This window comes from Paenalcaligenes sp. Me52 (genome assembly GCF_050487965.1).
Taxonomy (GTDB): Bacteria; Pseudomonadota; Gammaproteobacteria; order Burkholderiales; family Burkholderiaceae_B; genus Paenalcaligenes.
The window spans coordinates 164864-186894 of sequence record NZ_JBKQFO010000001.1 but is presented as its reverse complement, the minus strand read 5'-3'; the positions used below and the strand labels follow the sequence as shown (position 1 = coordinate 186894).

19 protein-coding genes are annotated in these 22031 nt (G+C 51.5%); 7 read left to right on the top strand and 12 right to left on the bottom strand.

Translation table 11 applies throughout. From position 1 onward, the window contains the following. Positions 1-86: 86 nt before the first annotated feature. From ACLO87_RS00870 to lpdA, 4 genes are read left to right on the top strand one after another with little or no spacing between them, the layout of a single operon-like run. Positions 87-2276 carry an alpha-ketoacid dehydrogenase subunit alpha/beta gene (locus ACLO87_RS00870; RefSeq protein ID WP_430222520.1) on the top strand — a complete coding sequence of 730 codons (2190 nt, stop codon included), beginning with the start codon at positions 87-89 and terminating at the stop codon, positions 2274-2276. Between the two features lie 9 nt (positions 2277-2285). Further along, positions 2286-2771, top strand: coding sequence for a VOC family protein (locus ACLO87_RS00865; RefSeq protein WP_430222519.1), 486 nt, complete (start codon positions 2286-2288; stop codon positions 2769-2771). Positions 2772-2774: 3 nt separating this feature from the next. Further along, positions 2775-4037, top strand: a complete 1263-nt coding sequence (locus ACLO87_RS00860) for a pyruvate dehydrogenase complex dihydrolipoamide acetyltransferase (RefSeq protein WP_430222518.1) — start codon at positions 2775-2777, stop codon at positions 4035-4037. A gap of 8 nt (positions 4038-4045) precedes the next feature. After that, positions 4046-5455 (top strand): dihydrolipoyl dehydrogenase, encoded by a 1410-nt coding sequence (lpdA, locus tag ACLO87_RS00855; RefSeq protein ID WP_430222517.1) that lies wholly within the window; start codon positions 4046-4048, stop codon positions 5453-5455. Here lpdA and ACLO87_RS00850 read toward each other — a convergent pair. After that, positions 5452-7173, bottom strand: a complete 1722-nt coding sequence (locus tag ACLO87_RS00850; protein WP_430222516.1) for an FUSC family protein — start codon at positions 7171-7173, stop codon at positions 5452-5454. The two genes, lpdA and ACLO87_RS00850, sit on opposite strands and share 4 nt — an antisense overlap. Beyond that, positions 7170-7634, bottom strand: coding sequence for a MarR family winged helix-turn-helix transcriptional regulator (locus tag ACLO87_RS00845; RefSeq protein WP_430222515.1), 465 nt, complete (start codon positions 7632-7634; stop codon positions 7170-7172). Before ACLO87_RS00845 ends, ACLO87_RS00850 begins: the two co-directional genes overlap by 4 nt. A 123-nt stretch (positions 7635-7757) precedes the next feature. On the opposite strand from ACLO87_RS00845, the gene ACLO87_RS00840 reads away from it, so the two are divergent. After that, the gene (locus tag ACLO87_RS00840) at positions 7758-8102 is read left to right on the top strand and encodes a DMT family protein (protein WP_430222514.1); all 345 of its coding nucleotides are present in this window, start codon (positions 7758-7760) and stop codon (positions 8100-8102) included. Between the two features lie 6 nt (positions 8103-8108). Here the strand turns inward: ACLO87_RS00840 and ACLO87_RS00835 are convergent, their stop codons facing one another. The 5 genes from ACLO87_RS00835 to ACLO87_RS00815 all read right to left on the bottom strand — a co-directional run bounded on the left by ACLO87_RS00835 (position 8109) and on the right by ACLO87_RS00815 (position 12833). After that, positions 8109-8639 carry a chromate transporter gene (locus tag ACLO87_RS00835; RefSeq protein ID WP_135863310.1) on the bottom strand — a complete coding sequence of 177 codons (531 nt, stop codon included), beginning with the start codon at positions 8637-8639 and terminating at the stop codon, positions 8109-8111. Positions 8640-8641: 2 nt separating this feature from the next. Then, the gene (locus ACLO87_RS00830; RefSeq protein ID WP_430222513.1) at positions 8642-9208 is read right to left on the bottom strand and encodes a chromate transporter; all 567 of its coding nucleotides are present in this window, start codon (positions 9206-9208) and stop codon (positions 8642-8644) included. Next, complete coding sequence (locus ACLO87_RS00825) at positions 9192-10421, bottom strand: MFS transporter (RefSeq protein ID WP_430222512.1); 1230 nt, start codon at positions 10419-10421, stop codon at positions 9192-9194. The genes ACLO87_RS00830 and ACLO87_RS00825 overlap by 17 nt, the downstream gene beginning before the upstream one ends. Before the next feature lie 25 nt (positions 10422-10446). After that, the gene (locus ACLO87_RS00820) at positions 10447-11673 is read right to left on the bottom strand and encodes a TIGR03862 family flavoprotein (RefSeq protein WP_430222511.1); all 1227 of its coding nucleotides are present in this window, start codon (positions 11671-11673) and stop codon (positions 10447-10449) included. Positions 11674-11756: 83 nt separating this feature from the next. Further along, the gene (locus tag ACLO87_RS00815; RefSeq protein ID WP_135863318.1) at positions 11757-12833 is read right to left on the bottom strand and encodes a saccharopine dehydrogenase family protein; all 1077 of its coding nucleotides are present in this window, start codon (positions 12831-12833) and stop codon (positions 11757-11759) included. A 128-nt stretch (positions 12834-12961) separates the two neighbouring features. Between ACLO87_RS00815 and ACLO87_RS00810 the strand changes: the two genes are divergently transcribed. Next, positions 12962-13426, top strand: a complete 465-nt coding sequence (locus ACLO87_RS00810) for an Lrp/AsnC family transcriptional regulator (protein ID WP_135865833.1) — start codon at positions 12962-12964, stop codon at positions 13424-13426. A 3-nt stretch (positions 13427-13429) separates the two neighbouring features. On the opposite strand, the gene ACLO87_RS00805 is transcribed toward ACLO87_RS00810, so the two are convergent. From ACLO87_RS00805 to pap, 5 genes are all read right to left on the bottom strand, one after another. Beyond that, complete coding sequence (locus ACLO87_RS00805) at positions 13430-15625, bottom strand: DUF5710 domain-containing protein (protein ID WP_430222510.1); 2196 nt, start codon at positions 15623-15625, stop codon at positions 13430-13432. Between the two features lie 5 nt (positions 15626-15630). Beyond that, positions 15631-16356 (bottom strand): SapC family protein, encoded by a 726-nt coding sequence (locus ACLO87_RS00800; RefSeq protein WP_430222509.1) that lies wholly within the window; start codon positions 16354-16356, stop codon positions 15631-15633. A 134-nt stretch (positions 16357-16490) separates the two neighbouring features. Next, positions 16491-17747, bottom strand: coding sequence for a Wzz/FepE/Etk N-terminal domain-containing protein (locus ACLO87_RS00795; RefSeq protein ID WP_430222508.1), 1257 nt, complete (start codon positions 17745-17747; stop codon positions 16491-16493). 344 nt (positions 17748-18091) lie between these two features. Continuing rightward, positions 18092-19369 (bottom strand): Wzz/FepE/Etk N-terminal domain-containing protein, encoded by a 1278-nt coding sequence (locus tag ACLO87_RS00790; protein WP_430222507.1) that lies wholly within the window; start codon positions 19367-19369, stop codon positions 18092-18094. Between the two features lie 108 nt (positions 19370-19477). Continuing rightward, positions 19478-21001, bottom strand: coding sequence for a polyphosphate:AMP phosphotransferase (gene pap / locus ACLO87_RS00785; RefSeq protein WP_135865704.1), 1524 nt, complete (start codon positions 20999-21001; stop codon positions 19478-19480). A 62-nt stretch (positions 21002-21063) separates the two neighbouring features. Here pap and epsC point away from each other — a divergent pair, with 62 nt between their 5' ends. After that, entirely contained in the window at positions 21064-21993 is a 930-nt protein-coding gene (gene epsC / locus ACLO87_RS00780) for a serine O-acetyltransferase EpsC (RefSeq protein ID WP_135865705.1), read from the top strand. Positions 21994-22031: the final 38 nt, after the last annotated feature.

Below are 22031 nucleotides of genomic sequence, written 5' to 3'. Positions count from 1 at the left end.
CTACAGGCCACCCGTTGTAACGCATTCACTTCCCAGCGTGTGCTGGATGCTAGTTCCGAACCTAATTTTCCCATGTGAGTTTCACTATGCCAGACATTACCCCTTTGCAGTCCCAGGCTCCCTGGGTTGAATTCCAAATTACCGACAGTGATTGGAAAAACGCAGACCCAGCGGTACTGGGTACGCTACTCACGCATGTACACCTGATTCGTGCTTTTGAAGAAACCGTCGTTGGCCTTGCCATGGAAGGCTTGGTGCACGGCCCGGCGCACTCCAGCGTAGGTCAGGAAGGCGGCGCAGCAGGCTCGCTAGCGTTCCTGCGTACGACTGATCAAATCAACGGTTCACACCGTGGTCACCACCAATTTCTGAGTAAAGCACTGGCGCATATTCACCCTAACGGCATGTCTCCTACTGCCGATTTGGGCGCTAACACCACTGCACTGTTGCAACGTACTTTGGCGGAAATTCTGGGCTTGTCACAAGGTTTCTGCCAAGGTCGTGGCGGTTCCATGCACTTGCGTTGGGACGAAGCTGGCGTACTGGGTACTAACGCGATTGTGGGCGGTGGTATTCCATTGGCAGCCGGTGCAGCATGGGCACACAAACACGCTGGCACTAGCGATGTAGCCATCACCTACTTTGGTGACGGTGCGGTAAACATTGGTTCTGCGCTAGAAACCATGAACTTGGCTGCCGCATGGAAACTACCCCTGTGCTTCTTCATTGAAAACAACCGCTACGCAGTGTCTACCTCAGTAGAAGAAGCCACTGCCGAGCCTCGTTTGTCTGCGCGTGGCCAAGCCTTCAACATTCCTAGCTGGAAAGTAGATGGCATGAACCCACTGGCCGTTCACTTGGCGATGGAACAGGCGTTGGCGCACATGCGCACAGGCCGCGGCCCAACCATTATTGAAGCTGACCTATACCGCTTCTACCACCAGAACGGTGGCTTTGCCGGTAGCGCCTTTGGTTACCGCAGCAAAGAAGAAGAACAGCAATGGCGCGAACGTGATCCAGTCACTCTGATGAACACCAAAATGGTGGAATTGGGGCTGATCACTGCCGAAGACATAGAACAATTGCAGAGCCGCATCCAGCAAGCCATGAAAAATGCGGCTGAAGCGCTGGTAGAGGCTGATCCTGATGGCAAAGCAGGCAAACGTCGTATTCGTCCTGAACTGTGGCCTGCTCCACACTTCCGTGACGTAGGGTTACGTGGCGACCTGAGCGAAATGAATGGCGTCGCAACGGTAGAGCAAAACAACTTCACCTCATCCCTAGAAAATCGCAAATTCATCGATGTGGTCGCTGATGTGATGGGCCGACGCATGGAAACTGACCCCGGCGTGGTCATCATGGGTGAAGACGTACACCGTCTGAAAGGCGGCACCAACGGTGCGACTCGTGGTTTGTCTGATCGTTTCCCTGATCGCGTTTTGGGCACACCTATTAGCGAAAACGCTTTCGCTGGTTTGGGTGGTGGTCTGGCGATGGATGGCCGCTACAGACCTGTAGTGGAATTCATGTACCCCGACTTCATGTGGGTAGCTGCTGACCAAATCTTCAACCAGATTGGCAAAGTGCGTCACATGTTTGGTGGCGACATCAATGTGCCACTGGTACTGCGCAGCAAAGTGGCAATGGGTAGCGGCTATGGTTCGCAGCACTCTATGGACCCAGCCGGTATTTTTGCGACTAGCCCAGGTTGGCGCATTGTGGCCCCATCTACGCCTTTCGACTACGTGGGCTTGATGAATACTGCGCTGAAACTGAACGACCCCGTTCTGGTCATCGAACACATTGACCTGTACGCATCCAGCGGTTTGGCCCCCACCGACGACTTGGATTACTGCTTGCCAGTAGGTAAAGCCGCCGTACGCCGTGAAGGTAAAGCCCTCACTATCCTGACCTACTTGTCCATGGTTCAGCATAGCTTGGAAGCCGTAGAACAAACGGGCGTTGATGCTGAAGTGATCGATTTGCGTTGGCTGGATCAAGCTAGCTTGGATTGGGACACTATTGGTGAAAGTATCCGCAAAACCAACAACGTGCTGATCGTAGAACAAGGTGCTAGAGGCACATCCTACGGTGGCTGGTTGGCCGATGAAATCCAACGCCGTTACTTCGACTGGCTGGATCAGCCTATTCAGCGTGTCACCGGCGGTGAGGCGTCACCTAGTATTTCTAAAGTACTGGAACGTGCTGCCCATGCCCGCACTGAAGAAGTGGTAGAAGGCTTGCAACGTGTACAACACGGCCAAGGCCTGAACTAGGAGCATCACATGAGCACTACGATGGTCTCCCCTCTGGAAGTAGGTATTTGCTGCCGCGACCTTCCTGCCCTGCAACGCTTCTACGAAGAAGGGCTGGGTTACACGGCTAAGAGTCTCATTCACGTGCCTGCTGACAAAGCCATGCACGCTGCCATGTCAGCCCATGGCTACAGCGTCGTGCGACTGCAAACCACCTACGGTGAACGCATCAAGTTAATACAACCTGATGCGGCACCCGTGGATGCAGAAGCCGACCTGCCCTTTTTGTTGGACCGTGCAGGCAGCTTCTACCTCACTTTTATCGTGGCTGATATTGATGCCGCAATACAGCGCTTACAACAGGCAGGCGCGCAATTCTTAACAGGCGATCGTCGCGTCGAAGTGCGTGATGGCGTCTACCTTGCCTTCTGCAAAGACCCTGAAGGCAACGTATTGGAATTGGTCACTTACGCTGACCTGCACGCCTACCGTAATGATTTGGAAAACAGGAATTAAGCCATGGCTACCCTTATAACCATGCCCGGCGTTGCTGCCGGCAATGACGCCGCTCAAATCTTGAGCTGGTTGAAAAAAGAAGGTGAAGCCGTCAACCTGAATGACGAGCTTTTGGAAGTAGAAACCGACAAAGCGGTTGTTGAAGTCGCGTCCGAAGCCTCGGGCACCTTGGCACGTATTTTGGTGCCTGCGGGTCAGTCTGCGGAAGTGGGCGCGCCCATCGCCGTTATCTTGGCCGCTGGTGAAGGTGATGCTGAACTGCAAGCGGCCTTGGCTGATATTCCACAAGCCGCCGCGGCGGCACCCGCTGTAGTCGAGCCTACCGCTACCACTACAACCTCTGCTACACCTGCTGCTGCGCCCGTCGCCCCCGTGAGCAACGTCGCTGCCGCAGCCCATACAGGCCGCATCTTTGCTAGCCCCTTGGCTCGCCGACTGGCGCTGGAAGCTGGTCTGAATTTGGCCACTATCAACGGCAGTGGCCCACATGGTCGCATCATTAAAAATGATGTACTGAAAGCACAAGCTCAACCTGCACCTGCAGTAGCTAGCGCAGCAACTGCTGCTCCGACTGCCGCCAGCAATGCCGCTTACACCGCGCAACCGCACAGCGCAATGCGCCGTACTATCGCTAGACGTCTAACAGAAAGCAAATCCACCGTACCGCACTTCTATTTGCAAGCAGAATGCCGTGTAGATGCCCTGTTGGCGCTACGTGCACAAATTAACCAAACCGCTAGCCAGAAAGTCTCGGTCAATGACCTGATCGTCAAAGCCGTAGCCGTCACCTTGCAAGCCATGCCAGAGATGAACGTCAGCTGGACAGACGAGGCCTTGCTGCAGTATCACGATGTGGATATCTCAGTGGCTGTGTCCACAGACTCTGGTTTGATTACCCCTGTGGTACGTAACGCCAACAATCTGTCGTTGTCCGCCTTGAGCCAAAACGTACGTCAATTGGCAGAGCGCGCACGCGATGGTAAGTTGCAGCCTCACGAATACCAAGGCGGCAGCTTCACCATCAGCAACTTGGGCATGTACGGTGTGCAAAACTTTGCTGCCATCATCAACCCACCACAAGCCGCCATTCTGGCTGTGGGTGCTGCAGAGCGCCGCGTGATTGCTGAAGGTGATGACATGGTGATTGCACAAATGCTCAGCATGACGCTATCTGTTGACCACCGTGCTATCGATGGTGCCTTGGCTGCGCGTTGGTTGGCCCGCTTCAAAGAAACACTGGAAGCACCGCTTTCCATTCTGATTTAAGGCCTGCCATGACTACCTCAACTTTTGACGTCACCATCATTGGTGGTGGCCCTGGTGGTTACGTTGCTGCCATCCGCGCAGCACAACTGGGCTTGCGCACCGCGTTGGTGGAAAAAGAGCATCTGGGCGGCATCTGCTTGAACTGGGGATGCATCCCCACCAAAGCCTTGCTTCGCTCTGCCGATGTGTTGCGTCTGATCCGTGACTCTGCCAGCTTTGGTATTCAGTGTGCCGCCCCCACCGTGGATTTGGCCGCCGTCGTCAAACGCTCACGTGATATTTCCGCCCAATTGCAACGCGGCGTGAAACACTTGATGCAGAAAAATGGCGTGCAGGTGTTTAACGGCCACGGCAAATTAGGCGCACCCGCTGCATCGGGGCTAAACGTCATCGTGGAACAAGCAGACGGCAGCAGCCAGTCGTTACAGACAAAAGACCTCATCCTCGCTACTGGCGCTCGCGCCCGTAGCTTGCCTATGTTCCCCGTTGATGGACAATCGGTGTGGAGCTACAAAGAAGCGTTAGTGCCTACTTCCGTACCAAAATCGCTCACCATTATTGGCGCGGGCGTGATCGGCATTGAGTTTGCGAGTTTCTACCGTGCACTAGGTTCTGAAGTACACGTAGTAGAAATGGGCGATAAAATTTTGGCGTCTGAGGATGTCGAAGTCTCCCAGCATGTAGCCAAAGCCTTACAACGTGATGGCATACACTTGCATCTGGGTTGCCGTATTCAAGAAGCCAAGAAACAAGGCCAAGGCTGGACACTACAGTTAGAAGGCGCTGATGGTGCCAAAACCCTGCAAGCCGATGTAGTGTTAGTCGCCGCGGGCATTGTGGGCAACACCGAAAAGCTGGGCTTAGAAAGCTATGCAGTAAAAGTGGAAAACACCCACATCATTACGCAAGATTTCAGTGCCACTGGACACCCACATATCTACGCCATTGGTGATGTAGCCGGTGCACCGTGGTTGGCGCACAAAGCCTCGCACGAAGCCGTTATTTGTGTGGAGCATATTGCTGGCCTGAAACCACACCCACTGTGTGCTGAACGCATTCCAGCGTGCATTTACAGCCACCCTCAAGTGGCTCATGTAGGCCTGACTGAAGAACAAGCCAACGCCAGCGGTCGCACCCTGCGCATAGGTAAGTTCCCGCTGGCCGCCAACGGCAAAGCTTTAGCAATGGGCTCCACCGACGGTTTCGTAAAAGTCATTTTTGATGACCAAAGCGGTGAACTACTGGGTGCTCACATGGTGGGCGATGAAGTCACCGAACTCATCCAAGGCTATGGTGTTGCGATGCAGTTAGAAACTACCGAAGCGGAGTTGATGCAAACCGTGTTTGCTCACCCCACGCTGTCGGAGTCTATGCATGAGGCTGTGCTAGACGCTTACCAACGCGCCTTGCATTACTAACGCGCAGTAGGTGCAGCCAACACTGCTAACGCTTGTTCCACCTTAGCGTTATCCAGTGCTGCGCTGCCCTGCCAACTGGCTTGCAACTGCTGTAATGCTGCTACCAACTCGGTAGCGCTAGCTTTACCAGAGAGCAACAACGCCCCAACTGCTGTCACACTATTTCGCTGTTCTGCTGTGGCTGACGCCTCCTGCTTTAGCAGCGTCAAATGCTGCTGCAATACACCCATGGCCTTTACACCATGTCCCCACGCCAAGGCATTTTCGGTTTGGGTAGTCGCTGTACCTGCCGTGTGATAGCGCGCCAATTTCAACACCCCCAGACTTAACTGTGCATACCATTGCGCCTTACGTTCTGCATCCATGGGCTGCGCTGCCTGCGTTAACAAGGTACGTCGTACTTTGGTACGCACATTCGCAATCTGTGTGGCGCTATTAGCAGGAAAGATCAGCCAGAACGCGACCATCGCCATAACCGGCCCTAACACCACGGCAATACCAGCCTGCCATGCATGCGTCCAATCGCCTAGCAATGGCCAACCCGGCTGCACAAGTAACAAGAGCACCATATTGAAGTCAAAACCACGTGGACCAGCACCAATACGATGACCAAAAAACAAACCGCCCATCAATATAAAGGGCATTAAGCTCACGATCTGTGCCGTTTCACTACCCATATACGGCCACACTAACCACCTACATACCCATGCGGCTAACACCCCTAGAGCCTGCCCTATCACCACTTGCTTCAAAATAGGCAAGGGTTGGGTGACTGTAGAAAACACCGACACCATGATAGCGGTACCCACTAGCATGAATGCGCCCATTTCTATGCCGCTTAACAGCCAGGCTGCGCCTGCCAAGGCCATCATTAAAAAGGATCTCAACGAGGCTCGCATCGCCTCGCGGGTATCGTAATAAGCGGCCACTTCTCGCGGTAAGCTCTGGCTACTCATCATCGACAAATCGCTGTTAAGTAGCGCTTGTACTAGCGCCACCATTTGTCCACGCCAGCGGCGTACCCGTTGACGTAAGTTCCAGGAACCTGCCACCTGCGTTTCTAGGCTTTCTTCCATCAGGGCAAGTTGACGCAAGATATGCTGCTTTTGCGCCTCTAGCTCCACAGTTCCTTGTCCTGCTACCTGTTCGGCACGCAACAACTGCTCTGTATCCCGTACTAATGCTTTTAAGCGTTTAGGAATATTTACTGCGTTGGCAACAGGAGCAAAACGCCAGCCCACCAACAAAGCGACTAACACCCCTAGCGATACAGTAAAAATGCGGTCTATACCAATAGCAAAGATGGAAGTGAAGTGATGACTTTTAAGCAGCGTCACCATGACAGCGGTATAGCCTGACAGCATCGCCCCATACGAGATAAAGCCGCGTATGCGATTGCCGGCCCAGGTGCACAACCCTATCCACACGGCTAAACCAAAGGTGAGCCACACTAGGTTGCCATCAGTCAGCAGTAACAGCAGCATGCCAAACACACCGCCCACTAAGGTACCTAGCAATCGGAATACACTTTTTTCCGCCAACTGACCACGCCATGGTTGGGAACCCGCCCATACGGTCATGCCAGACCATTGCGGATGCTCTAAACCCAATAACCACGCTATCACTACCGCCGCACATGCTGCTAATGCCGTGCGGCCTGCAAAGGCCATACGTGGCTCATCAAAGCCCCATTTGCTTAAGCCTCGCGTCCAACTCATACCTTATCTGCCCCGCCTTCTTGTAAGGTACGGATATTGGCATCTATGTGTTCCAGCATGGCGCTGAACTTCTCTATTTGTTCGTCACTTAAGCCTGCCAACATTTCGCTTTCTGCCACGAATAAGCGTTTTTGTAAGGGAGCCAAAGCCGTTTTCCCCTGCTCTGTTAGATACAGCAGTTTGCTGCGTCTATCGCTTTCATCAGCACGCCGCTCTACCAGTGACTTGCTTACCAACACATCAATCAAACGCACCAAGGTGGACGCATCCAGGTCTAATCTGGCCGCTAAGTCTTTCTGCGAAATACCGCCGCCACTGCGCTCAATGTGCACCAACGGACGCCACGTTGCATCCGTCAGCCCAGCTTGCGCCAAACTGCTGTCCACACCCGCTCGCCACCGACGAGAAACGCCTACAAACATCATGCCAAAACGTTCTCTAGCGCTAGATTTCGTGCTCATAAAATAGATGATATTAAAATGATTTGAATACCAAGTATATACAATCATCAGCAAACAACGCTAGTCCACATCGCCTATACAGTTCGTGTATGCTGCCTTTTCTTCTACTAATTCTTAAACGCCATGATGCAGAAATTCCTGCCCATATTGCTGCTGGTTTGTTCTAACGTGTTCATGACCATCGCGTGGTATGGGCATTTGAAATTCCCACATAGCCCCATCGTGAAGGTGATTCTGATTAGTTGGGCGATTGCCTTGGTAGAGTATTGTTTAGCCGTGCCTGCCAACCGTTTAGGGCATACGGTGTATTCCGCCGCTGAGCTTAAAACCATGCAAGAGGTTATTACCTTAGTCGTGTTTGCCGTGTTCTCGGTGCTGTACCTAAAGGAAAGCCTGACCATCAATCATGCGGTAGGCTTTGCCCTTATTTGTGCTGGTGCATTTTTTGTATTCAAAGGTCCGCTGTAAGCACTGTCACAACAACGGTACAACAGCAACAAACACCAGCCCACCTGCTCCTAGCAAGACAAAAGGGTTCACTCGTCCAGACAGCAGCAACGCGGTACTGCCTAACGCTACCGCCCACGCTAATTCTTTATGACTGCTGGCATCCAAAATCGTACCGGCGGCGGCAAACACCATACCTGCTGCAATGGGTACTAAGCCTTTTTCCATTGCTCGTATCCAGCGCTTGCCTGCGTGGCGTTGCCACACTCGCACAATGGCATACATCAATAGCGCAGACGGCAAGAAGATCGCAATGGCAGCCACCCAAGCGCCCCAAAACCCACTGACTTCCCACCCAATTAAGGCGACTAATAAGGTTTTGGGCCCGGGTGCTAAACGGGACAACGCGAACAGATCTAAAAACTGCTGATCGCTTAACCAACCCTGCTGGGTTACTACTTGCTCGTGAATGGCGGGAATAATACTTTGCCCACCACCTATGGTCAGCAAAGACAAGGGGATAAAAACACGCAGCAATGCCAGCAGTAACAACCACATGGTTAGTCCTCCAGCGTGTAATAGGCGTACCACACTGACAACGGTGCAGCGATCACAATCACCACAATCAGGTTGATCTGCCACACATAAATGGCAGCAAACACCATCGCCATCAATAGCAACCCTACTTTGTCTGGCATCACTCGTTTGGCCGCATGCACGCCCATCTCTAACGATAGGCCCGTAGCAGCAGCGGCAATACCCGCCATCAACACAGGTACCCAGCTAATCGCTTGCACCGTGCTGTATAGCTGCGCCAATACTAAGATTAATAGCAGCGCTGGCACAACCATGCCCAGTGCGCTCCAGAAAGCACCTGCTCCGCCCCGCAAGCGATAACCCACCCAAATGGCCAGATTCACCACATTTAAACCGGGTAAAGCCTGCGAGAGCGCCACCCCGCTCAAGAACTCATCACGCGTTAACCATGCACGTTTTAGTACAAAGTCACGCATCATCCAGCCACTAACGCCGCCCCCAAAACTGGTCAACGCAATGCGCGTAAAGATCCAGAACAATAGCCATAATGACGGGCTATCAGGGGTATTTTCGTTAGGCTGCAGCGGCATCAGCAGCCCTCCGGCGTTGCCACGCTTTTTCTTGACGCCAAGCCAGTAACAATACAATCAAACCACTGAACGACAGCGCTGCCCCCGCCCAAGCAGTAGATTGCAGGCCAAAGCCCGCATCAATCACCACACCACCTAACCATGCACCCAACGCATTAGCGAAATTAAAGGCAGAATGGTTGAGTGATGCAGCCAAGGTTTGCGCGTTCGCCGCCACATCCATCAAGCGCACTTGCAGTATCGTGCCTAGTGCACCAATGGTGCCAACGGTAAAAATACCGATAAACAGCGTCACGTTATTACGCATCATCAATGGGAACATCAGCAATAAGCACAGCCCCCATAACAGGATGACTCCCGCGCCCCGGAATAACCAACGATCAGCCGCCCAACCGCCTATGTAATTCGCCACAATCATGCCTGCCCCAAACACCGACAGTGCTAAAGGCACGACGTGGGTGGGTAAACCAGCACCCTCCGTCACAATGGGGGCAATATAGCTCATCACCGCAAACATACCGCCACACCCAATGCCGCCTATAGCTAAGGTCATCCACACACGCGGATTACGTAACGCGCTGAGTTCTTGGCGTGCAGAGCTGTGTATTTCAGGTAAGTCACGGGGTACAAAACGACCGATCAAGTAAATGGTCAACACAGCAATCGCGCCCACCAAGGCGAACGGCCAACGCCAACCTGCCCACTGTCCTAACCAAATCGCGATGGGATTCCCCACCAACGCCGCGACCGTTAACCCCATCATCACCCGCCCCACGGCATAGCCGCGTCGGTAGGGTTCCACCATAGACGCTGCAATCAATGCCGCCACACCAAAGTACGCACCGTGCGGTAAGCCGCTCAAAAACCTGAACAGCATTAACCAATTAAACGTGGGGGCCAACGCACTGGCAAAGTTCGTGATGGCATACATCACCATCAAGCTGATGGCTAACCACAGACGAGGCAGCCTAGCTCCCCAGACCGACAATATGGGTGCACCAATTACCACCCCTAACGCATAGGCGCTGATTAACCTACCAGCTTGTGGTTCGGTCATCTGGTGATACTGCGCCACCTCGGGCAAGATACCCATGATGGCAAATTCACCCGTACCAATACCAAAGCCACCTGCGGCCAAGGCGATTAACGCCAGCCACAGCGTAACCCCCGTAACGGGTCTGTACTGTACGGTTTCTAAGGGTTTTGCTGACATAAAACTTCTACTCCTGCGTTGTTGTTTATGCTGGCTGCGACGCCAGCCAACGCATTACACCTTCTGCTGCCACCTTGCCACTGGCAAAACTGGCTGTGAGTAAATAACCACCTGTGGGGGCATCCCAATCCAACATTTCACCGGCACAAAATACACTGGGTAGATGGCGCAGCATCAAGTTGTCATCCAGATTGATAGCCGCTACGCCACCAGCGGTACTAATGGCTTCGTCCATCGCTTGCAGCCCTGTTGCTCGCAACGGCAAACTTTTGATGGTACGCGCCAAACGCTGCGGATTCTCAAACTCGTCTCTGGGTAGCACTTCGTACAACAAGCCCAGCTTCACGCCTTTGAGCCCCAACTGACGTTGTAAGAAGGTAGACCACGAACGACCTGAACGCGTAGCGCTCACCGCTTTTTCCACCGCAGACAAGTCACGATCTGGCGTTAAGTCCAAGGCAAAATCGGCATGGCCTTGGTTACGCAACAAAGCACGTAAATTCGCTGATAAGGCATACACCAAGCCGCCCTCAACGCCAGTCTCGGTAATCATGATTTCGCCACGTCGCCAGCTTGTTTGCCCCGCTACCTGCATGGCAACCGTTTTCACCGCCTGCCCGGCAAAACGTTCTGCAAAATGCTTGCTCCACGGCACAACTACACCACCGTTAGACGGCTCTAATGCCGTCATCTGCACACCCCGAGCACCTAACCACTGCATCCACGCAGCATCACTGCCCAAGCGCGACCAACTGCCACCACCTAGAGCCAAAATCACAGCTGGCGCCTGTAATGTCACCTCACCTTTAGGGGTGTCAAAACACAACTGACCATCATCATTCCACCCTGTGCAGCGATGGCGGGTATGCAATTGCAAGCCTTGACTGCGCAAGCGGTGCAACCAGGCGCGCAGCAACGGGGCAGCTTTCATTTCCTTGGGGAACACACGGCCAGACGACCCTACAAAGGTTTCTGCTCCCAACACGTCTGCCCACTGCCGTAAGGCTGTCGCATCTAAGCGTTCCAGCCACGGTGCTACCTGAGTGGCAGACTCACCATATCGAGAAAGAAAAAGGGGTGCGGCTTCGCTGTGTGTCAGGTTCAACCCGCCCTTACCTGCCAGTAAGAACTTGCGTCCTACCGACGGCATAGCGTCATATAACGAGACCTGTACACCTGCTTGAAGCAAGGTTTCAGCTGCCATCAGACCGGCGGGGCCTGCTCCAATGATGCTGACCGAATGCGTGACCATACTTGCACTACATAAAAAATGCCGCGACCTGCGACTACATCGCATTATATCGCGGCACGTGGTCTCGCTGTGGCGTGAGTCGTTTACTGTTGGTAAGGACGCGCAAAGTCGTTAGCGAGGAAATCTTTCAGTGCAATGGCCTCTTGGCCCACAAAACCAGACTGTGGCAACTTACCCTGACGGAACAAATCCACCGCCACACATAGGCCAGAAGTGGTGGTTTGCTGAATCGCACTTTCATAGCCAAACGAGGTTTGTGCCGAGTGCACACAACGCATCAGCTTCTGCTCCTGCAGTACACCATGCTTACGCCCAGATGCCGACACCACCACCAACACCATGTCGTCATAGGTACGTGGAATAGCTTTCATCAACAACGCTTTCAGCGCATCGGGTTGTGTACGTAGTTGCAAGTCATCAAGCAAGAACTGCATATAGTTGTGATGCCCCGGGTAACGTATGGACTTGTAATCCAGATTCTGGGCTTTGCCTTTTAGCGTACTGCACAACGTACCCAACCCACCTGAAGTATTAAAAGCTTCGTACAACACGCCATCGGCATGTAAATTTTCCAGCCCTTCCATAGGCATTACCGATACAGACTCACCATCGCGCAATGCCTCGCAGGGGTGACGATATTCGTTAATCAGCCCATCAATGCTCCACGTCAGGTTGTACATCAGCTTATTGTCTGGATTACGCGGCAATGCCCCCACACGTAGCTTCAGATGATGCACCTCGTCAAACTCAGCCGCTAACGAGTGAGCTGCCACCCCAACAAAGCCCGGTGCCAAGCCGCACTGTGGCATCAACACGGTACGAGCACTCTTGCCCAAGGCCATCATGTGCTGCGTCGCCTGTACGTCTTCGGTCAAATCAAAATAGTGGCGGCCATGCTTCACTGCTGCTGCAGATACCTGTTTAGCCATGTGAAAAGGCAGAGCATTAATCACCGTCTGCGCATCGGTGTCGCGTAACAGCGCATCCAACGCTTGCGCATCACCCAGATTCACAACCTGCGTTGCTATCCCTTGCTTGGCGACCTGTTGTAAGGCCTCTGCCTGCTGATCCACTACCGTTAATTGATAGTGCCCAGAATGCGTAAGATGATGAGCAATAGATTGGCCAATATGGCCGGCACCCAGCAACAATATTTTCATACACTGCCTCCTATGTGAATAGAAATAGTCTACGAATTTTGCTCTGTTAGCCCAAGATCACTTTTATCGTCTTTTTGACTAGATTACGTCATAATGACGAAAAAACTCGTCATTATGGCCAAACCCTCATGAACGCTTTTCGTTACCCCGAATTAGACAGTTTAGATAGGCAACTGATCGCTGCCTTACAAATCAATGCGCGCGAGTCTGTCGCTAGTTTGGCGCGTACCTTAGGAGTAGCACGCACCACCATTTTGTCGCGTATTCAGCGTCTGGAAAAACAAGGCGTAATCCACGGCTATACCGTGCAATTGGCCGCTCCCTTCCATGAGCAAGGTTTGCAAGCCTATGCCGGTATTATTGTGAAACCCAAGTTGGGGAATCAGGTACTACGACAGCTCAGCCAAATCCCTGAAGTGGAATCTGCCGCTACTGTGAGTGGTGAGTTTGATTTGATGATCTGGCTACGCGCCCGTAGCACCGAAGAGCTAGACCTCTTGCTAGATACCATCGGTGCATTAGAAGGGGTAGTGCGCACTCACAGTGCGATCGTGCTGGCACGAAAGTTCGACCGCCGTCACCAGCATCGCTAAGTATTAGTTAGGCAACCAGCGCTCAAACAGACGGTGATCTTTACCTGCTGGCACATACCAAACTTTGCCTGCTGGGTCCCACATGGCTCCCAACGCTTTAGCCTCGTCTTTCTCGGCATAGGGCACCGCCAAGACCAACCTGCCATCTTTAGTAGGCTGTGGCTCTCTAAAGCTAGGCGCTGCTTGGCGAGTAACCGCTTGATAGGGTCGTGCCTGTTGGCGCTGCTGGTTCTGACGTAAGGCCTCGTTAGCTCGTTGATCTACTTGCGTTAAACCTAGTCTGGCAACAAACGGACTTTGACTGGCCACCTCTTGCGGCACAATCAAACTCAACTGTTGCTGCGTTCGTGTGATGGCCACATAGAATAGGTTTTCTTCTTCCTGCGTCACCGCACCTTCAGCCGGGAACTCGCCCTGCTCCAACCATGGCAACAGCACATGCGGGTACTCTTTACCTTTGGATTGCGCCACGCACTCCAACACCACCGCTTGGTCACCACGTCGCTCAGGGGCAGAACCCGCCGTTCCTAACCAATCGTATAGAGTCTTTAGTGACCAGTTTTGCTGTTCAGCAATAGCAATCAAGCCCTGTATGGATTTCTGTATCACACGGGCCTGTTCTTCATGCACAAACAACCGTCTGGCCACCATCTGCAAATCTAAAGCCTCGCACACCTGGTGTAATACGCTAGTAGCATTGGCGTCAGCACCTTCGTTAGTGAGCAACTCTATGGCCATGCGCATACGCTGTGCCGACATCTCAGGAGCAGTACGCTCAATCTGGCCATGAAAAAACGAATGCAATAGTTCGGGATATTCAGCGATCTCGGCTTGTGCTTGTGCTAGCGTGTGGTCATCCATGCTCAATTCAGCAAAAAATGCCAGAGCCGCCACAATATCGCCGCGTCTAGTGGTGTTTGGCACCGTTTCCAATGCACCAATGGATAAGGCCAACAGCCCTTGAATAAACAGTATTTCTCGACGTTGCAAATACGAGGTAAAGCCCTGAATACGATACGGCACACCGGCTTGCAACAAAGCGTTTTCCAGCACTACCGACTGGTGCGTGTCTCGCAATAAGATGGCGCAACTATTTAGGCCATGCCCCAACCCCACCCACTTTCGCACCGCCCGTAGTGTTGCTTGTGCGGCAGCCTGCGGCTCGTGATGGTTATAGAGGCTTAGCTCTACGCCTGTGTGTTCAGGCAATGCTGAACTCACCACTTTGTTTTTAAAATGCTCTACCGCAAAGGCCAAATGCGGGCCATGCCTATACGTTTGCGTCAGCGGCAACGAACGCGTTGCAGGGTATCTATCCCTAAACCGTTCCAATAGGAAGGCCTCATCGGCACCTGCCGCACGGTGAATCACCTGATCCTTATCGCCAGCACCCACAAAGAACACATCGCCCTTGTCCAACAATGCGCACAACACCTGAAACGCCGACTCATTCATGTCGTGCAATTCGTCGGCAACAATCAATCTGCATGTGGGTAGATAGTCGTGCCAGAACTCCTCTTCTTGCAGGTTCTTAGCCAAGTCATAGGTCGCATCTTGCGCACTACGGAACATCACACCGTCATAGCGGCTATTACGTAAGGCTTCAAACTCGTGCGCGCACAAATAATCCGTCAACGTCGTTTGTGCATGTATCGCACGGTCTTCTGCATCCAGACTGGCATCATCGCTTTCCAGTAGCATGCTGGCTTTTAAGCGTTGCTGACATTCTAGAAACTGACTGACCGCCACATGGTGCGTACGTATATCCAGATACTCATAGCGCTGCGCGTATCTATTGCTCACCTGCTCCAATGCTTGCAACACATAAGGGCGCAAGGCTGCGGCATCTTCAATACGAGGTACCGAGACCTGTTCGCCTTTAAGCAAAATTTGCTCAGCAAACTGCTCAAAGGTTTGTACGGGAATCTGTCTGGCACGGGCAGGCGCTACACCTATTTCCAGCAGACGCTGTCGCAACACTTGGCGCGCTTCCTCAGTAAACACCAACGCCAGCAAACTGGACGGTGCAGCACCCCACGCCAATGCTTCCGCTAACCGCAACGCCAACGTCGTGGTTTTGGCAGCACCCGCATTCGCATGCACCAAGCACACCCGCCACCGCGCTGCCTGAATAGCGCGCTGCTCGGCGGTAGGCTCAATACTGAGCGGATGAAAACGTGGGCTGCCCTCTGTACGCATAACGTTTAGTGCTGCAAACGTCGTTCTGCGCGACGCGCCAACGTTTGAATACGGTTCAACGACAATTTATGCTGCTCAATCAACCGCAAGAAACCATTGTGGAACATCTCAACAATGCGCTGATCATCCAGGTCGTTATAGCCTTTGTCATCAATTACCCAGAAACCACCCAGGGTTTTATCTGGGCCCAACTCATCGCTCACGGTAATTTGTTGTGGCACCAATAAACCCAACTGATGCAGTCGGTTTACAAACTGTTGAGTCGCAGCCATTTCGTTTTGGTAAGCGCGCAAGAAGCTCATGACTTGCTGCAGGTACTCAGTCGCTTCGCCATCCTCAAAACACGCTACGCCTTCGGCATGACGCAAACCAGCGTAATCAGCATCTACCTGCACCGCCAACGCTTGACCGTCATCTGACGTGCCCAACATAAAGGGGTAACGGCGTACGAATGCCGGTACATAGGTTTCTGCTTCCCAGCGACCCGCGTTATCCACAAACAAGTTACTGTCAGGTTCCAAACCCGTCAATGCCATGGCATAAAACAGCTGATCAGCGCCTTGTACAAACACGATAGGATAATGCCCCGCCGCTGCACCAAACTCACTAATGCTCAGCGGCATCACGTGCATGGATCGCGCAAATGCAAAATGGTCGTCTAGGGTTTTGATCTTCAGATCGGGGTGCTGATCCACATTCAGTGTCAGCAAATTGGAATATAAAGCGCTCATTCAGTCGTCTCTGGCACACCCTGCGTCTCGCAAGGCTATCGCTAATCGTCAAACCTCTAGTGTAGCGATTTTTGGCGCATAAAAAACCCCGGATCCGCATCATACGGTTCCGGGGTTTTTATCATTTACTACGCTTAGACTTTTTGGGTAGAGAGCACCAAACTACGTACCAGTGCCACCATCACACCTAGAATCAAACCACCCATCAAAGCCAAAAGCACAATGAGTTTTCGTTGTGGTTTCACAGGTCTCAGCGGTTCTACTGCAGACTGGTCCAGTCTTACCAAACGTATATCACTCAAATCTACACGCATACTTTCCAAGCCCGCAATTTCAGAACGTATCTCTGCTTGGGATTTCAAGAACACCTGCTCGTTCTCACGAGACTCCAGCATTTCGATATGACGGTTGTTCTTTAGCAGCTCTAGTTCTTTGAAGATCTCAGCAATACGTGGGGCCTCAAAGTCGTCAGTCTCACGCGCCAACAACGTTTCACGCTCTGCACGCAAAGCGCGAGTCCCTAAGAAATACAGCGGTTCTTCTTGCCCTGCTACACCAGTGCTGATAACGCTGGTCCCTACGCGTGACGGCGACATCACCTGCGATATGCCTAGTAAGGTAGTTGGATTTTCTATGCCCAGTTTCTGTGCAATCTCGATAGCCTCATTCAATGCTGCCAAACGGTTTTGACGTTGTATTTTCAGCTCTAAACGCAACGCGACCAGCTCGTCTTCCAACTGGTGACGCTTCAGCGTATCCAGTTCTTTCAGGTTTTCAACCTGCGACTCAATAGACGCCTCATAGGCCACTTTTGCTGCACGCAACTTACGCTGTAGCAGCTCTATACGGTTAGTGATAAGCACATCAATGTTTTGTTTGACGCGGTCTTGCCCTTTTTGCAGTACGAAACGCACTAATTCATTCAGAATTTTTGCTCCGTCCAAACCTGCCGGGTATGTCATTTCCAACCCCACAAACACGTTGGTTTGTGTTGCGCCATTGGGAGGAATAGGTGGCCACAAGACTTTAAAGGCCTCATTATTGAATTGTGCGAAAGCTTGCTCGACTGTCAGATCGCCCTTCTGCAACTTGGCAAAAAGATCAGGGTGCTCTTCAAAGAACTCTTGGCGCAAACTATAAGACTCTAGCTCTTGCCCTACCATTTCTAGGGCCGCTGTGCCATCCAGCTTCATCAACCCCAATGAGTTCAACCTATCTAGGTCTTTGAGCTGCGCAATTCGCAGGACACTCTTCACTTGATACTGTGGAGTTACAAGAAAGGCATACAGCGCTGCACACGCTGTCACAACAAGAGTTATTACCAAGATTAATAAGCGCTGTTTCCATATCGCGCCAAATAACCCCAGCAAATCGATTTCATCTGTAGCCATGCCGTTATTCGGCTGCTTTGTGCTGTGCTCACTCACTGTGCGTATATACCTGAAACTTGTTATATGGAATGTAACCTACTGTATTGTTCTTTTTATAATACATCGCTGAAGTATAAACGAATATATTTAACAAGGTTACGAATCATCTCGTTACCTTATAGACAATCATATTTTATGGACTGTAACGAACATTGCAATTTTAAACCACTAATAAATAGACAAAATTATCCCTTTTTATCTTTCTTAATCGCAAATAACAACCATTCTCATATTCAGCGAAATAAAAAACCCTTTACTCCATCGAAGTAAAGGGCCGCCTAACGAAACGCTATAAACCCATGTTCTTATCGCTGCCGCAGTAGGCTACGCCCTAGTGCAACGCTCACACCAAGTATCCCACCCAACACCACACTCAACAATAAAATCAGAAGACGTTTAGGGCGTACAGGTGCTACAGGCTCTACCGCCAATTGATCTAAACGTACCAAACGCAAATTACCAAAATCAGATTTTAGTTCTTGCAAACGTGCAATATCTGAACGAATTTGAGAATTAGATTCCAAGAAAAGTTTTTCGTTATCACGCGCCAATAACATTTCAACTCGTCTGTTATTTTTCAATAACTCTAACTCTTTATATATTTTGGCAATGCGCGGCTCCATAAAATCATCAGATTCACGCACACTTAATATCTCTTTTTCGGCCAACAACGCTCTCGTTCCCATAAAATATAATGGGTCTTTATTTTTAGCATTGATTTCCGCACGAATAACATTAGTACTTAATCTTTGCTGCTGTTCTTGAGAAAGGCTTATTAAAGTAGTTGGGTTCTTAATCCCCAACTCTGTGGCAATATAAATAGCCTCATTGAGTTTTTCTAATCTATTCAAGCGCTGATTTTTTAACTCTAGTCGCAGCGCACTCAGCTCATCCTCGAGCTCATTTTGCTTAAGTATGTCTTGCTCACGCAGTTGTGCGACTTCCATCTCTACCGCCGCCTGATAGCCCACTAAGGCAATATTCAACTGTCGCTCTAGGCGTTCAATACGATTATCAGCGAGCGCCAAGACGTCAGACTTCACACGCTCTTGCTCTTGCGTATGCACATAAGACACTAAGTTATTAAGGATTACCGGCCCATCCAACCCTTCCGAGTACTCCATCACAATCTCTACGTAGCGGCTACGTCGCTGCCCATCCTTCCGCTCAGACTCAGAGCGCGTCACTTTAAAAGCATCTACGTTAAATGCGTCAAATGACTGTTCTAACGAGCGCATAGGACTTTCCAGGGCTTTGAATAGCTCAGGATTCTCACGGAAGAAATCCAGTCGTGTACTGTACGACTCTAACTCGTTCCCTATCTGCTGTAATGCTACTTCCCTATCTAAAGAATACAGATCCAACAAATTTAAACGGTCTAAATCTCGTAACTCAGCTACGCGCAGAACACTTTTTGCTTGGTATACCGGATTCGCAACAATCACATATACCACTGCCAGGGAAAATACGGCTGCCATAACTCCGGCAATCAATTTCCACTGTTGTCCCAAAGACCGTATTAATTCTGACAAGTCTATTTCTGTAGTGCTCTCTTCTTGATTTAAATGTTTTTTAGTATTCACAACACACTGATCATTTGGGATAAATGGGTAAAAAGTAAATTATACCCATTTATAGTGACTCATTCTGTAAGGCCATTACAATATTCACACTAATTGCTTACTAATCCCTTACAGTATCTCACTACTCTGTTGTGGAACCGGCGGCTCACTATACAAAACCTCTTGCTTATCCAAGCCTTCTAGCGTTAACACAATGTGTTTCAGTACCTCTACACGCGCGTAACGTTTGTCGTCTGCAGGAATCACATACCACGGTGCCAGCATGGTATTGGTGTGTTTCAGCATATCTTCAGTAGCAGTATGGTAAGCCAACCACTTTTTGCGATTGCGCCAGTCTTCCTCGGTAATCTTGAATTGCTTAAAAGGAGACTCTTCGCGCTCTTGGAAGCGACGCAACTGCTCCCCTTTGGATACGGCCAGCCAGAACTTAATCACTACCGTGCCATTGGCCACCATTTGCGACTCAAAGCTATTAATTTCGTCATATGCCTGACGCCAGCGTGTAGGACTGGTCAACTTTTCTACCCGCTCTACCAACACTCGCCCATACCAAGAACGGTCAAAAATGGCTGCATGCCCATGACGAGGCAACGAGCGCCAGAATCGCCATAAATACGGACGAGCCAACTCCTCAGTTGAAGGTGCTGCAATAGGATGCACTGCATAAGCACGCACATCTAAGGCCTCCGTGACACGACGTATCGCGCCCCCTTTACCCGCAGCATCTTGGCCCTCAAACGCCAATACTAAAGAGCGCTTTTTAAAGCTATCACTACGTACCACTTGGGCTAATCGCCCTTGCCAGTGGCTGAGTTGCTCCGCATAGTTATCTTTTTTCAGTTGCGTGCGGTAATCCACCCCGCGCAAGCTGGCTTTGTGCGCTGCCATCGGCAACGCGGGTGCCTCATCCAAATGGATAGCTTGCCCCAGTGGCTGCTGTAATGCATGCAACACGACCTCAGCGGTGCGCACTGCACGTAAATTGTCATCAGCGCTGGGCACAATTACCCACGGTGCGTAGCTACGCGTGGTGAGTTCTAGCGTGGTTTGTGCGGCATGGCGTAAACGTTCAAACTTCTTCTGCACCTTCAGATCAGCTTTGGTTACCCGCCAGGCCGTAGCAGGGTCTGCTAATAAACGCTGGGTACGCTCATGTTGTGCCTGCTTGGACAAGTGATACCACAGCTTCACCACCTGTACATTTTCTGCTGCCAACATGGCTTCAAAACGGTTGATCAATGTGGCGTACAACATAATTTTGTCGTGATCTGGGCGCTTACGTACAGCCTCACTCAGCAATGAGGCGTACCATGAGCCAAACACCAGTCCTATACTGCCCTTGGCAGGTAAATCACGCCAATACCGCCACATAGCCGGACGCATTGCCTCTCCGGACGTCAGCTTACCGTAGGCTAAGGTATGCACATACCTAGGATCTAGCCAAGTATTTAACTGGTTAATGGCACTACCCTTACCGGCCCCATCTATACCTGCCACCACGATCAGCAAGCTTTGTTGTTGTTCATGCAGACGGCGATACTGCTGATGCTGCAAGGCGGTACGTAATTCAGCAATGCGCTGCTGCGCCTCTTCTTTGCTTAAACAAGGATCGGTTTCTGCATCTTCGAACATGGGGGGCTTCCTGAATGAGTGCACAAGACACATAATATACACATGTCATTTTAGGTATGTATATGAACTCCAGATCCAACCCCGCTCAGCGTGCCAGCCTTGCCCACTCTCATTGGGGAGTTGAGAACATTGTGGCGGCATTGCGTGAGTCTAGAGAAGTCACCCATAAGATTCGTTATTTGGGTCGTGTCCGCGAGCTTCCCTCCCGTGAAGCCGTGCAAGGCATCATCAAAGGTTTATCGGCCGCGATGTTTCCTACACACTACGGTCACGCCGATCTTACGGCTGAAACCATCGATTACTACGTAGGCACTACCCTCAGCTCCACGCTGGCCATCTTGGTAGAACAAGTGCGACGCGCACTCTGTTTTGTGCCAGGCCGTGAGAACTGTGATGACGACAGCATAGAACAAGAGGCCATTGCCATTACACGCGAATTCGCTGCCGAGTTGCCTGCCGTACGCGCATTGTTAGTCAGTGACATTCGTGCCGCCTATCAGGGTGACCCCGCAGCAGGCAGCACCTCCGAAGTGCTGTTGTGCTACCCCGGTGTGACCGCTATTATTGCCCACCGCATAGCACACCCACTGTACAAACGCGGTGTGCCGTTGCTGGCACGGTTAATTACTGAGATTGCTCACTCGCAAACCGGTATAGATATACACCCCGGTGCGCAAATTGCAGAAAGCTTCTTTATTGATCACGGTACAGGTGTGGTCATTGGTGAAACCGCCATTATTGGCCGTAATGTACGTCTGTATCAGCAGGTCACGCTAGGTGCTAAACGCTTCCCAGTGTCCGACGATGGGTCCTTAGTCAAAGGCAATCCACGTCACCCTATAGTAGAAGACGATGTGGTGATTTACGCCGGAGCTACCATTCTGGGTCGCGTCACCATTGGTCGCGGTTCCGTCATTGGCGGTAACGTCTGGCTGACACGCGACGTACCACCCGAAAGCCAAGTTTCACAGGTGCAGTGCGCACAGGTGTAACAGGCATCGCTCCTTTACCCAAAGGCTCAACACAAGGC